13 protein-coding genes are annotated in these 12967 nt (G+C 34.7%); 7 read left to right on the top strand and 6 right to left on the bottom strand.

What is annotated here, in order from left to right; translation table 11 throughout:
• Window positions 1-12: 12 nt before the first annotated feature.
• Window positions 13-741: a DUF2490 domain-containing protein gene (locus M0214_RS00065; protein WP_248723440.1), complete on the top strand. Its 729-nt coding sequence runs from the start codon at window positions 13-15 to the stop codon at window positions 739-741.
• On the top strand, window positions 731-2227 hold the full coding sequence (locus M0214_RS00060; RefSeq protein ID WP_248723439.1) for a CotH kinase family protein: 1497 nt from the start codon (window positions 731-733) through the stop codon (window positions 2225-2227). The genes M0214_RS00065 and M0214_RS00060 overlap by 11 nt, the downstream gene beginning before the upstream one ends.
• 112 nt (window positions 2228-2339) lie before the next feature.
• Here M0214_RS00060 and M0214_RS00055 read toward each other — a convergent pair whose 3' ends face one another.
• The 3 genes from M0214_RS00055 to M0214_RS00045 form a co-directional block, all read right to left on the bottom strand.
• Complete coding sequence (locus tag M0214_RS00055; protein WP_248723438.1) at window positions 2340-2963, bottom strand: tRNA (guanine-N1)-methyltransferase; 624 nt, start codon at window positions 2961-2963, stop codon at window positions 2340-2342.
• 226 nt (window positions 2964-3189) lie between these two features.
• On the bottom strand, window positions 3190-4638 hold the full coding sequence (locus tag M0214_RS00050) for a glyceraldehyde-3-phosphate dehydrogenase (protein ID WP_248723437.1): 1449 nt from the start codon (window positions 4636-4638) through the stop codon (window positions 3190-3192).
• A 138-nt stretch (window positions 4639-4776) separates the two neighbouring features.
• Window positions 4777-6186 carry a trypsin-like peptidase domain-containing protein gene (locus tag M0214_RS00045; protein ID WP_248723436.1) on the bottom strand — a complete coding sequence of 470 codons (1410 nt, stop codon included), beginning with the start codon at window positions 6184-6186 and terminating at the stop codon, window positions 4777-4779.
• Window positions 6187-6335: 149 nt separating this feature from the next.
• Between M0214_RS00045 and dapF the strand changes: the two genes are divergently transcribed.
• From dapF to M0214_RS00020, 5 genes are all read left to right on the top strand, one after another.
• Window positions 6336-7109: a diaminopimelate epimerase gene (dapF, locus tag M0214_RS00040; protein WP_248723435.1), complete on the top strand. Its 774-nt coding sequence runs from the start codon at window positions 6336-6338 to the stop codon at window positions 7107-7109.
• Complete coding sequence (locus M0214_RS00035) at window positions 7106-7630, top strand: GNAT family N-acetyltransferase (protein ID WP_248723434.1); 525 nt, start codon at window positions 7106-7108, stop codon at window positions 7628-7630. Before dapF ends, M0214_RS00035 begins: the two co-directional genes overlap by 4 nt.
• A gap of 1 nt (window position 7631) precedes the next feature.
• A complete protein-coding gene (gene mltG, locus M0214_RS00030; protein ID WP_248723433.1) occupies window positions 7632-8675 on the top strand; it encodes an endolytic transglycosylase MltG in 1044 nt (347 codons plus the stop codon).
• Window positions 8675-9586, top strand: coding sequence for a DUF2279 domain-containing protein (locus M0214_RS00025; RefSeq protein WP_248723432.1), 912 nt, complete (start codon window positions 8675-8677; stop codon window positions 9584-9586). The genes mltG and M0214_RS00025 overlap by 1 nt, the downstream gene beginning before the upstream one ends.
• 110 nt (window positions 9587-9696) lie before the next feature.
• Window positions 9697-10347 (top strand): peptidoglycan-binding protein LysM, encoded by a 651-nt coding sequence (locus M0214_RS00020; protein WP_248723431.1) that lies wholly within the window; start codon window positions 9697-9699, stop codon window positions 10345-10347.
• A gap of 11 nt (window positions 10348-10358) precedes the next feature.
• On the opposite strand, the gene M0214_RS00015 is transcribed toward M0214_RS00020, so the two are convergent.
• The 3 genes from M0214_RS00015 to dnaA are packed head-to-tail and all read right to left on the bottom strand — an operon-like array spanning window position 10359 to window position 12967.
• Complete coding sequence (locus M0214_RS00015; protein WP_248723430.1) at window positions 10359-11075, bottom strand: SAM-dependent methyltransferase; 717 nt, start codon at window positions 11073-11075, stop codon at window positions 10359-10361.
• 2 nt (window positions 11076-11077) lie between these two features.
• Window positions 11078-11527: a low molecular weight protein-tyrosine-phosphatase gene (locus M0214_RS00010; protein ID WP_248723429.1), complete on the bottom strand. Its 450-nt coding sequence runs from the start codon at window positions 11525-11527 to the stop codon at window positions 11078-11080.
• A 12-nt stretch (window positions 11528-11539) separates the two neighbouring features.
• Complete coding sequence (dnaA, locus tag M0214_RS00005; RefSeq protein ID WP_248723428.1) at window positions 11540-12967, bottom strand: chromosomal replication initiator protein DnaA; 1428 nt, start codon at window positions 12965-12967, stop codon at window positions 11540-11542.

The raw sequence follows: 12967 nt of genomic DNA, 5'->3' as shown, positions 1-12967 counted from the left end.
GCTATATAAGTTATGTTTTACAAAAGAAGAAAACATTTGTGCCTATTAATGGTTATGGCTTCATTGCTTTTTACATCTTTAGCTTTTTCTCAAAACCAGGATACTAGGGATTTAGAGAGTTGGACGGGAATCAATTTAAAGTTTAAGCTCAACAAAAAATGGGCTTTCAATCTAGAGGGGCAACTTAGAATGAAAGAGTATATAACCGAGGTTAGTGAGTACTTTTCCGATTTCGGTACTTCATATACTGTTTTTAGGGGTTTTAAGCTTGGGGCAGGATTTCGTTATATAAAAGAAAACGATAATGTTGGGAAAATCCAAGGCTATGAAAATCATTTTAGATTTAATCTAGATGCCTCCTACAAACATAAAATAAACGATTTATCACTTAAATATAGGCTACGTTATCAAAACAAAAATGAATTAGGTATAAGTACTTCAGAAGGTGATTACGCTAATCAGAAATTTCGATTTAAAACTTCATTGGAGTATGGTGTGAACAATTGGAAATTAGACCCCAAATTTTCGGCAGAAATATTTAGGAGCTTTGGTGTAGACCGGGAAAATGAGTTTAGCAAGTATCGGTTAACATTAGGAACAGAATACAAATTTAAATCATTTGGAACCATTGGGCTATTCTATAGAATAGAAAAGGAAATAAACGTTTCTGTTCCAGAAATAACCAAGATTATAGGCTTAAATTATACATACACAATTAAAAACAATAAACATGAAAAGTAAGAGAAAACCCCTAGGAATGCTTTTTACAGCATTAATTTTTAGTGCCACATTAATAACCTTGTATGCATGTAATAATGATGATGTTTCTGTTGAATTTATTGATGACGAAGAACAAGAAGAAAAAGAACAGGAAGAGGTTGTAAATAATGATACAGATTTTGAAGTTACAGACTGGACTACCGAAACACATGGTAAAGATGCAGAACCTAACTTTAGCGAAGTTTTTGCAGATAATGTGGTAAAACGAATAGATATAGTCTTCACGGAAGAGCGTTGGCAAATTATGTTGAATGACATGACCGATACTTATGGTAGTTTTGGTTCAGGTGGAAGTTCTGGAGGCCCTGGAGGAGGAGGCCCAGGGGGCGGTGGGCCTGGAGGAGGACTCATAGATACCGATGAGGATCCGGTGTTTGTTCCTGCAGAAGTTTTTTATAATGGAAAGGAATGGTATCGTGTTGGGGTTCGGTTTAAAGGGAATTCAAGTTTACAATCAACTTGGCAAAGAGGTAATTTAAAATTGTCTTTTAAGTTAGATTTTGATGAATTTGAGGACGATTATCCGCAAATAGATAATCAACGTTTTTATGGGTTTAAAAAATTACACCTCAAAAATAATTATGATGATAAATCCATGTTGAGGGAAAAAGTAGCTGGAGATACATTCAGAAATTTTGGATTGGCAGCTTCACATACTGCGTTTTATACGGTATATATAGATTATGGTAATGGACCGACCTATTTTGGAGTTTATACCATGGTTGAAGACGTTGAAAATACCGTATTAGATGCTAACTTCTCAAGTGATGAAGGAAATTTATATAAACCAGATGGTGATGCTGCAAGTTTTGCTAATGGAACTTTTGATGTAGACGAATATGAAAAAAAGAATAATGAGGAAGATGCAGATTTTAGTGATGTACAAAACTTACTTTTGATTTTACATGATAATACAAGAACCTCTGCCCCTGAAACATGGAGAACAAATCTTGAAGCTGTTTTTGATACGGATGTCTTTCTTAAATATTTAGCCGTAAATACCGTTATTCAAAATTGGGATACTTATGGTAGGATGACTCATAATTATTACTTGTATAGCAATCCAGATAATAACAAGTTAACATGGATTCCTTGGGATAATAATGAGGCATTACAAGATGGAAAGAGGGGAGGAGCCTTATCGTTAGATTTTTCAGAATTGAGTGGTAGCAGTTGGCCGCTAATAGGGTACCTGTATGAAGATGATGTTTATAAAGCGAAGTATGATACTTATGTAGAGCAGGTAGTTGCTAATGTCTTTAGTGTAAGTAATATCCAATCCCAATATGCGTATTATTCATCATTACTTGAACCATATGCTAACTCAGAAATTAGTGGCTACACGTTTATAGAAACTAGTTCAGATTTTCAAAATGCTGTAAATACGCTAAACTCGCATGTTGCTCTAAGAAACTCGGCAGTGAATAGCTATTTAGGTAATGAATAAAAGTTAGAGTTTGTTAAATCTGTCGATTAATATTAGTATTTGATTTTAGTAAACACAAAAGCTGCAATTTTTAATTGCAGCTTTTGTGTTTTTTATAAAACCCTGAAAAGGATTATTGAGCTCCTTTTTGTTTATTAATCTCATCTTGTAATTGGCGTCTTACTTTTTGCTCGCGTTCTAAAGCTACTCTTCTGTGCTCATCGAATTCTTCCTCTATTTCGGCAAGGTTTTGTTTAGCCTGTTTGGTTACTGCATTACTGTTTTTGAATTTATAAATAAATAGAATTAAAAGCGCCAACAAGCCAGCAATAATTATCCACATAAGTGAATTATAACCACCTTTACTCATTTGTATTCCAAAAAGCGCCATACTGTCTTTTTCAAGGTTAGTTTTGTCTAAACTACTTTGGGTATTTGTGAGTTTCGATTTTAGCTCAGATATTTCTTGAGTTTGATTAGAAATTGTAGAATTCGCATTAGACAATTTACTTTTTAGAGTGTTAATAGAGTCTTTTGTGTGTTGCTGTAAGCTTAAAAACATACTACGTTTTACAGCTTCGTAAGCCTGTCCGTTGGTACCTTTAAAATTCCCAGATTTTCTTAGTACGAATTCAAATTTATCATTTATCGAACCGTCGTTAATGCTTTGAGATTGAATGTTATCTTGTGCATTTAAGTAAGAAAAGGAAATTAAGAAAAAGAGAAAAATAGAGGTAGATTGCTTTAAGGGATTCATTGCTTTTGGTTTTTTTGGGTTGTATTTGGTCGGCACTAAGTTATAAATTTATATTTATAAGGCGTGTTTTAAAAGAAATCCTTTTATTTCACATTCCGCAAAAACAAAACATTTTGATTTTGAAAGTTAAAATCAGGTTTTGAGTATGTTCATATTCACAAGGAGCAAAAGGATTTTTTTCACTAGAACTATATACGAAAGAGTCTGGATTTTGGATGCACTTTTTTTAATAATAGGTATAACGACGCACTTGAGCAATATATTTTGCCAATCTGATAACTTGGTTGCTATAACCATATTCATTGTCGTACCAAATGTATAAAATGGCGTTTTTTCCATCAGGACGCACTATAGTAGCTTTACTATCATAAATTGAGGGCGCAGAACTACCAACGATATCACTAGACACCAATTCATCGCTAATTTCATATTTTATTTGTTCTACCAAATCACCTTCCAAAGCATATTTCTTTAAAATAGTGTTTATGCCGTCAACGCTTGTTTTATTTTCAAGTTCTAGGTTTAATATCGCCAAAGAGCCATTGGGTACAGGAACTCTAATGGCATTAGAAGTTAATTTGCCCTCTAAACTAGGTAGTGCTTTAGCAACAGCTTTCCCTGCTCCAGTTTCAGTAATAACCATATTTAATGCTGCAGCACGACCGCGCCTGTATTTTTTATGCATATTATCCACTAAATTCTGGTCGTTTGTGTAGGCATGAATGGTCTCTAAATGGCCACTTTTAATTCCGAAAGAATCTTCTATAGCTTTTAAAACTGTTGTAATGGCGTTGGTGGTACAAGAGGCTGCTGAAAAGATGTCCACTTTCTTTGGATCATAATCTTTGTGGTTAACGCCATAAACTATATTTGGGATTTCTTTACCTGGGGCAGTAAGTAATACCTTGTTTACGCCTTTAGCTTTTAAATGCCTACTCAAAGCTTCTTTATCCCTGAAAGCACCTGTGTTATCAATGAGTAACGCATTCTTTATATCGAATTGTGTATAATCTATATCTTCTGGCGCATTAGCCGATATTATTTTTACAGTTGTTCCATTGATTATTAAAGCGCTGTTTTTTAAATCTACAGATACGGTACCTGGAAAATCACCATGAACAGAATCATTGCTTAACAGGGATGCTCTTTTTTTAAGCACCGTTTCGTCGATAACACCCCTGGTAACAATAGCTCTCAAACGCAACTGATTGCCTTTTCCAGTTCTAACCATTAACTCTCTGGCGACCAATCTTCCAATTCTTCCAAATCCATAGAGTATAACATCTTTAGGCTTAATGCCATTACCCTTATCGGCACCTTTAAGTTTTCTTGCTACAAAAGCTGTAGCGTTAGCATGTTTGTTGTCGTTAGAATGAAATTCATAGGTCAGTTTACCAATATCCAGTTTAGCTGGGGGAATATCCAAAGCTTTAATCGCACCAGCAATTTCAACAGAATCGAAAATAGAAATAGGTTTTTGGACAAACTTGCCCGCATAGTCATGTAAATTCAATATCTGACTCACATTGCGGTCTATTAATTGATTTCTAAAAAGTACCAGTTCAATTGATTTGTCGTACCACAAATCGCTTATAATTTTTATAAACTCTACCGTAGCTCTTCTACGGTCTGCTTGAAAGGCAAGCTCCTTTTCGTAGGTTTTATTGAAATTCATGGTTTAAATAGTTTAGTTTGTGTATTAAAGTTAAGACAAAACAATAATATTTCAAATGTTTTTTGTAATACATTTAAAAAAATAACCCCTTTAATTTTACTTAAAGAGGTTATCGCTTAATAAGTTTTTTAGAAAGCTTTATCTGAAAATAACTTCTTTCTTTTCTAACCTTCTGTTAATGTATTCCAGTTTCTTGATATTGTCTAGAATATCGTCTCCATACTCTTCTTTAATTTTAGATATATCAGCAATACTTTCAATTTTTTGGTCATTTATTCCGGTAATGATATAACCTTCGGAAATGCCTAAGTTAGAATACAACCATTTGTTTTTAGATTCTTTTACCAATACACCGTATTCGATTTCGTGTTCCTCTTTAAATGAATCTGAAAGATCTTGAAGCTCCATTTTAATGAAATTCACTGTAAAAGCACTGGTATTGCTAAGGGTAACAGTGAATATTTTAATTTCTCCATCTCTTTCTAATTCAACATTAACCACATCGTTTGGACGCTTGGTTTTTATATAACCACTTAAATCTTCAAACTTAGAAATCTCTATGTTATCGAGCCTTTTTATGATATCTTTAGGCTTGATACCTGCTTTTTCAGCTCCAGAGTTTTTAATGACTTCAGTAACGTAAACCCCTTCAGAATAATCTATATTTTCTTTTTCAGCAAACTCACTTGTAAATGTACCTCCAGTAATACCTAAAACACCATTCTGAACATTACCATATTCCATAATGTCTTCGATAACCTTCTTAGCGATATTGCTAGGTACTGCAAAAGAGTACCCAATATAAGAACCTGTTTGAGAGCTAATAGCCGTATTAATGCCAATTAATTCTCCGTTGGTGTTGACAAGGGCCCCTCCAGAATTTCCTGGATTTACAGCCGCATCGGTCTGAATAAAGGATTGTGCGCTTACTCCCGACAAATCTCTTGCTTTAGCACTTATAATTCCTGCTGTAACCGTAGAGGTTAGATTAAAAGGATTTCCAACAGCTAAAACCCATTCGCCAATCTTAGCATTATCAGAATCTCCAAAAGTCACGAAGGGAAGGTCTTCATCGGCTTCAATTTTAAGAAGTGCAATATCCGTTTTGGGGTCTGCACCAATCAATTCTGCTTCAAAGGTTTTGTTATTATTAAGTGTAACGGAAAGTTTTTGCGCATTTTTGATAACGTGATTGTTAGTGATAATGTAACCATCTTTATTAACAATAACTCCAGAACCTGTTCCTAGTTGCGGTTTTTGTGAACTTCTTCCCCAAAATAAATCCTCAAAGGTTACGGGGCCGCTACTCATAGACACGTTTTTAACATGTACTACAGCATTTACAGTATTTTCTGCAGCTTGCACGAAATTGGGTGCTTCTGTAGCATTAAACAATGTGTTTATAGTGTTTGTGGGTAAAAAGGTTGGTGTTTGCTGAGCATTTTCAACAATAACAGTGTTTTCTTTTTCTAGGAATAATTTGTAGCCTCCAAGTGTTAAAACGCCACCTAAGGCCGAAATCAGTACTAACGATAGAATCTTCTTCATAATTTTCAGTATTAAGTTTAATTTGTTGAACGATTAAAATTAAATATTTATTGAATTTGGTTTTTAGTTTTAACGGTTTTTTACGACAATTTTAACGCTGGTTTAACAACCGAAAAAACTATTTAATATTCATATCTTTACCCCATATTATGGAGCAAGTTTTTTATAAATATCAAGGAACGGGAAACGATTTTGTCATGATTGACAATCGTCAACTAACATTCGACAAAAACGATACCAAACAGGTTGCTTTTTTATGCGACCGACGTTTTGGCATAGGAGCAGACGGATTAATACTTTTAGAACATCACGAAACCTGCGATTTTAAGATGGTCTATTACAATTCTGATGGTAATGAAAGTACTATGTGTGGTAATGGCGGACGCTGTTTAGTGGCCTTTGCCAGAGATTTGGGAGTCATTACAAATACAGCTCTTTTCGAGGCTATAGATGGGCTTCATCATGCGTCTATCGATGGAGATATCGTAAAACTTCAGATGGTGGATGTTAATACTGTAGAAAAACATGACAGTCATGTATTCTTGGATACAGGGTCGCCTCACCATGTACAATTTGAAGAGCAAATAGAAGATTTCGACATAAAAACCTTAGGCGCCAACATACGATATGGAGCCCCTTATAATGAGGCTGGTAGTAACGTTAATTTTGTAAAAAAGTTAAATGATAACACTTACAGGGTTAGAACTTATGAGCGTGGTGTTGAAGATGAAACCTTATCTTGTGGTACGGGTGTTACTGCAGTAGCCATAGCTATGCATGCTACAAAGCAAACTCATGATAACTTAATAAATCTAAATGTAGAAGGGGGTGAATTAAAAGTCTCTTTCGAGGAAGAAAACGGAACCTACAAAAATGTATGGCTTGTTGGTCCTGCAAAATTTGTATTCAAAGGAACCATATGATTACCCTTAAAGGAGAACATATCTACTTACGTGCTCTAGAGCCTGAAGATTTGGAGTTTGTGCATGCCGTAGAAAATGACGAATCTGTATGGGGATTAAGCAATACCATAAGTCCTTTTTCAAAGTATTTGATAAAAGAGTACATAGAAAATGCCCATAAGGATATTTATGAGGTTAAGCAATTGAGATTGGTTATTTCCAGTTATGATTCCAAGCCTTTGGGAATGATTGATATTTTCGATTTCGATTTTAAAAACAGAAGAGCTGGTATAGGTGTTTTGGTTAAAGACGAGGAAAATAGAGGTAAAGGCTACGGTTCTGAGGCCTTAAGATTGTTGATAGATTATTGTTTTAATCACCTAAGTTTGCATCAGTTGTACTGTAATATTTCAGAAGATAACCACGTTAGTATTAGTATGTTCAAAAAACAAGGTTTTGAAGAAGTTGGTGTTAAAAAAGACTGGAACTTAGTAAATAACACCTACAAAAATGAACTATTATTTCAGTTAATCAACAGATAGAATGTATATTAAAAAAATACTTTGGGCCATAGCGTTAATCGGGTTAGTAGCAGCGGGTTATTTTGCATACTATGTATATTCGGCTATGATGACTCCCAATACAGCATTTAATAATGAAGAAGCCTATATTTATATCAAGTCTACAGACACTTACAAGGATGTAAGAAGCCAATTGGAACCTTTGTTAAAGGATATAGATAAGTTTGATGCCTTGGCCAACCAAAAGAAATATGTCAACAATATTAAGGCTGGCAAATTCGCGATTAAAAAGGGCATGAGTAATAATGATATCATTAACTCTATAAGGAGTAAAAATATTCCAGTTAAAGTGTCTTTTAACAATCAGAATTCTTTGGAGAAGCTTGCTGGTAGAATAGCTAAGCAAATAGAAGCAGATAGTACCTCTTTAGTAAATGCGATGAAGGATCAGGCTTTCTATGATAAGAACAGTTTTAAAGCTGAAACAGCTCTGGGTATGTATTTGCCTAATAGCTATGAGTTTTTCTGGAATACCTCGGCAGAAAAGTTTAGGGATAAGATGCTTTCTGAGTACAATCGCTATTGGAATAAAACTAGAGTTGAGAAAGCTAAAAGGATTGGTTTGTCTAAAGACGAAGTTATTACTTTGGCATCTATTGTTTATGAAGAATCTAAGGAGCCTAAGGAACAGCCACGAATTGCGGGTGTTTATTTAAATAGGTTGAAAATAGGCATGCCTTTACAGGCAGATCCTACCCTTAAGTTTGCAGCTTATCAATTGCCGAAATACAAGAATACGGTTATTAAACGTGTTTTAAATGTACATAAAGACATAAAATCTCCTTATAACACCTATAAGAATACCGGATTGCCTCCAGGATTAGTGGCTATGCCAGATTTATCGGCAATTGACGCCGTTTTGAATTATGAAAAGCATAAATACCTATATTTTGCAGCCGATCCAAAACATGTTGGGTTTCATAAGTTTGCTAAGACTTTGTCGCAACATAATGCCAATGCAAGAGCTTACCAAAAGTACTTATCTTCAAAAGGAATCTATAAATAGTGGACATTGATAAAGCTAAATATTTTCTGGTTTTAGTTTTAATATCAGTTTCTTCATTAGCACAATCAAAATTTAATAGGTTTTTAACTCCTACTGATACTTTAAATATACCAAGGCGAAATACGGTCGTAATATCTGAAGCTGCTTTAGCTAGTATAACTTTATTAGGCTTAAATGAAGTGTGGTATGCTGATTTTGAGCGCTCTAAGTTTCATACCATTAACGATAATGGCGATTGGTTACAAATGGATAAAATGGGGCATGTTTTTTCATCGTATCAATTAGGTAGAGTTGGGGCAAATGTGTTGAATTGGAGCGGTGTTAGTAAAAAAGACCAATTATTATATGGTGCCACTTTAGGTTTTGGTTTTTTAACTGCTATTGAAGTGTTGGATGGTTTTTCTAAAGAGTGGGGCTTTTCTTGGGGCGATATTACAGCCAATGCCGCAGGTACAGGACTCTATGTCGGTCAAGAATTACTTTGGAATGAGCAGCGCATTAACCTTAAATACTCTTTTCGTCAAACTAAATATGCTGCATTAAACCCAAACAAGTTGGGGAAAGGCTTTTTAGAGGAGGCTTTAAAGGATTATAACGGACAAACATACTGGCTAAGTTTTAATATACACGCATTCTTTAAAACCAGTAAAGTCCCTAAATGGCTTAATATAGCCTTTGGCTATGGTGCAGAAGGTGTTTTGGGTGATATTGAAGATGTTGACAATCAGTTGTTAACAAGTATTTCTTCCAACCGCCAATTCTATCTTAGTTTTGATGTAAATTTGAATAAGATTAATACCAAATCCTCCCTTTTAAGGACCGTTTTTAGCGTTGTCAATATGATAAAAGTACCATTTCCAACATTGGAATTTGGTAAAAAAAGAAGTGTATTTCATCTATTCTACTACTAAAATAATTATTTGGTCGAATAGTTTTGAAGTTATTTATTTTTTTTATAATTTTGCACGCTCAAATTTCAAGGCATGGTTTTTGAAAAAAGTATGCTGAAAAATTTAGAATTATGGTAAGAAATATTGCAAGATATTTTACCCTCGGGCTTACAATAGGTATTTTATTGTATGTTTCGTTTTCATCAAATGAAAATGTAGACCTGAGTAAGTATTCTACAAAGGGACTGGATTTGAACTACACTGTAAATCCAGACGATGTTAGAGACAGGGGTCTTATAGCATCTAATGAAGTTTTCACTCCTTATTTAGGTAAATCTTTTGTTGGTTTTAAAGAAGCGGTGGCTTTTAAGGAATCAAGAGGGGATTATGCTTGTGTAAATACCTTTGGGTATTTGGGTAAGTACCAATTTGGTGCGGGAACTTTAAAGCTTATCGGGATTAACAATCCGACAGAGTTTTTAAATGATCCTAAACTTCAGGAAAAGGCTTTTATTGCAAATGCTGAAAGAAACAAGTGGATTTTGAGACGAGACATCAGAAATTTTGTTGGTAAACGAATTAATGGTGTTTTAGTCACGGAATCTGGGATTTTAGCAGCAGCGCATTTGGCTGGACCTGGAAGTGTAAAAAAGTATTTGAGAAGTTACGGACTGGATAATTTTGCCGACGGATTCGGTACAACAGTCTACACATACATGAAACGTTTTTCTGGATATGATACTTCTTTTATCAAACCAAACAAAAAAGCAAAAGCTATATAGTTTCTAGATTATTAGCTTTTATGAATAATAAATATGGTAGGTCTTTTATGTAGGTCTACCATATTTTTTTTCCATAGGCTCACGGATTTCGTTTTAATGAATTCTGAAGGTAATGTAATATCACAAGCCACACAGACATCAGTATTTCCGCCCAAAACCGAAGTGATGTCTTCTAACATTTTGTTGTTTCGATATGGTGTTTCAATAAATATTTGAGATTGGTTGTGGTCAAATGACAAGCGTTCCAATCGTCGTAATTCATTTTTTCTATCGCCTTTATCGATAGGAAGGTAACCGTTAAATGCAAAGCTTTGCCCATTCATGCCAGAACCCATAAGGGCAAGCAGAATAGAAGAGGGGCCGACAAGCGGCACAACTTTTATATTCTTTTGGTGTGCAATTTTTACAACATCAGCTCCGGGATCGGCTACACCTGGGCAACCCGCCTCAGATAATAGGCCAATGTTTTTACCGTTTAGGCAGGGTTCTAAAAACCCGGGCAACTCAGTAGTTTCTGTGTGTTTGTTTAAAATGAAAAGATTTAAACTTGGTTGCGGCTTGCTAGGCGCTATTTTTTTGATAAACCTTCTGGCTGTTTTTCCGTTTTCAACAATAAAAGTGTCTAACTTTTCGATGGTTTCTTTTACTGATATTGGAAGTACTTCTACAGGGTCGTTATCTCCTAAAGTTGTTGGAATTAAATATAGATTACCTTTTTCGTTATCCATGGTTAGCTTAATCTTTCGGCAATAATATCACAGGCTTCGTCCAGCATTTGGTAAACATTTTCAAAACCTTGGTCTCCTCCGTAATAAGGATCAGGGACATCATAATCCTGATTAGGATGAACTAGATTTAAAATCATTTCAACTTTGTTTCTGTCGTCTTCATTTCTAGCTAATCTAATTACATTCAGATAGTTGGATTGGTCCATTGCATAAATGTAATCGAAGGTATCAAAATCATTTGCGGTAAATTGTCTTCCCTTTAAATGAGATATTTCTAAACCATGTTTTCTAGCAACCGCTATAGAGCGAGGATCTGGTTGGCTGCCAGTATGATAATTGGCTGTGCCTGCAGAATCGACTAAGAAATTATTAGAAAGTTTTGATTTAAGAATACCCTCGGCTAATGGCGAACGACAAATATTGCCAAGACAAACCATTAGTATTTTAGTCATCTGAATTAAGTTTTAAACAGAAAGTTTTTTGGTAATATCTTCAACGTATTTTCTGAATTGCTTGTCTGTTGAAGAAAGGTTGTCAACCGTTTTGCAAGCATGCAGTACAGTGGCATGATCTCGTTTTCCAATTTGTGAACCTATGCTTGCTAATGAGGCTTTAGTAAACTTTTTGGCGAAGAACATGGCTAGCTGACGCGCCTGAACGATGTGGCGTTTCCTGGTCTTAGATTGAAGGGTGTCGATATCCATTTGGAAATAATCAGACACTACTTTTTGTATGTAATCTATAGATACTTCGCGTTTGGTGTTTTTAACAAATTTCTCAACAATAACTCGTGCTAAGTCAATGGTGATTTCCTTTTTGTTAAAAGAAGATTGAGCAATTAGTGAAATAATGGCGCCTTCTAACTCACGAACGTTAGATTTGATGTTTTTAGCAACATAATCAATAATTTCTTCGGGCATTTCAACACCGTCACGATAAAGCTTATTCTTTAAAATTGAAACTCTGGTTTCAAAGTCAGGTGTTTGCAATTCGGCAGAAAGCCCCCATTTAAAACGGGATAATAAACGTTGTTCTATATCTTGCATATCAACAGGTGCTTTATCACTTGTTAATACAACTTGTTTTCCGTTTTGATGTAAATGGTTGAAAATATGGAAGAAAACATCTTGAGTTCCAGATTTACCAGATAGGAATTGAACGTCATCAATGATAAGTACATCAATTATCTGATAAAAATGAATAAAGTCATTTCTGTTATTCTTCTTTATGGCTTCTATGTATTGTTGCGTAAATTTTTCCGCAGAAATATATAAAACCGTTTTTTCAGGATATTTGTCTTTAATATCAACACCAATAGCATGGGCTAAATGTGTTTTTCCTAAACCTACACCTCCAAAAATCAATAACGGATTAAAAGATGTTCCTCCAGGCTTATTAGCCACTGCTAACCCAGCACTTCTGGCGAGTCTGTTGGAGTCGCCTTCTAAAAAGTTATCGAAACTATAATTAGGATTAAGTTGAGATTCTACCTTTACATTTCTAATGCCAGGAATAACAAAAGGGTTTCTTAATTCTGGGCTTTTATTATTTAAAGGAATATCAACTTCTTGAGATTTAACGGCGGTTCTGTTGGAACTAGGGATTTTTTCTGTAAAAGGTTGTTTGTTACCGTAGGTGTTTTCCATTTTAATGATGTACACTAATTTGGCGGTTTCACCTAATTCTTTGGTTAATGCAACTTTGAGGATTTTAACATAATGTTCCTCCAACCATTCATAAAAGAATTTACTAGGTACCTGAATGCTTAAGGCATTTTCAGTGAGCTTTACTGCTATTATTGGTTCGAACCAAGTTTTATATGCTTGCGGTTGAATATTATCTTGTATGAATTTTAGACAATTGTTCCATACCGATTGCGCAGTTCTACTCAT

Origin of the sequence: Seonamhaeicola sp. ML3, from assembly GCF_023273855.1 — a bacterium.
Taxonomy (GTDB): Bacteria; Bacteroidota; Bacteroidia; order Flavobacteriales; family Flavobacteriaceae; genus Seonamhaeicola.
This window is presented reverse-complemented; position numbering and strand designations above follow the sequence as displayed.

What these genes read in the sequence shown, in the direction of transcription:
- dapF (WP_248723435.1), top strand. Translation starts at nt 6,336, where the DNA reads ATGGAGCAAGTTTTTTATAAATATCAAGGAACGGGAAACGATTTTGTC.
- M0214_RS00015 (WP_248723430.1), bottom strand. Translation starts at nt 11,075, where the DNA reads ATGGATAACGAAAAAGGTAATCTATATTTAATTCCAACAACTTTAGGA.
- M0214_RS00050 (WP_248723437.1), bottom strand. Translation starts at nt 4,638, where the DNA reads ATGAATTTCAATAAAACCTACGAAAAGGAGCTTGCCTTTCAAGCAGAC.
- dnaA (WP_248723428.1), bottom strand. Translation starts at nt 12,967, where the DNA reads ATGAGTAGAACTGCGCAATCGGTATGGAACAATTGTCTAAAATTCATA.
- M0214_RS00010 (WP_248723429.1), bottom strand. Translation starts at nt 11,527, where the DNA reads ATGACTAAAATACTAATGGTTTGTCTTGGCAATATTTGTCGTTCGCCA.
- M0214_RS00045 (WP_248723436.1), bottom strand. Translation starts at nt 6,186, where the DNA reads ATGAAGAAGATTCTATCGTTAGTACTGATTTCGGCCTTAGGTGGCGTT.
- mltG (WP_248723433.1), top strand. Translation starts at nt 7,632, where the DNA reads ATGTATATTAAAAAAATACTTTGGGCCATAGCGTTAATCGGGTTAGTA.
- M0214_RS00020 (WP_248723431.1), top strand. Translation starts at nt 9,697, where the DNA reads ATGGTAAGAAATATTGCAAGATATTTTACCCTCGGGCTTACAATAGGT.
- M0214_RS00035 (WP_248723434.1), top strand. Translation starts at nt 7,106, where the DNA reads ATGATTACCCTTAAAGGAGAACATATCTACTTACGTGCTCTAGAGCCT.
- M0214_RS00065 (WP_248723440.1), top strand. Translation starts at nt 13, where the DNA reads ATGTTTTACAAAAGAAGAAAACATTTGTGCCTATTAATGGTTATGGCT.
- M0214_RS00055 (WP_248723438.1), bottom strand. Translation starts at nt 2,963, where the DNA reads ATGAATCCCTTAAAGCAATCTACCTCTATTTTTCTCTTTTTCTTAATT.
- M0214_RS00060 (WP_248723439.1), top strand. Translation starts at nt 731, where the DNA reads ATGAAAAGTAAGAGAAAACCCCTAGGAATGCTTTTTACAGCATTAATT.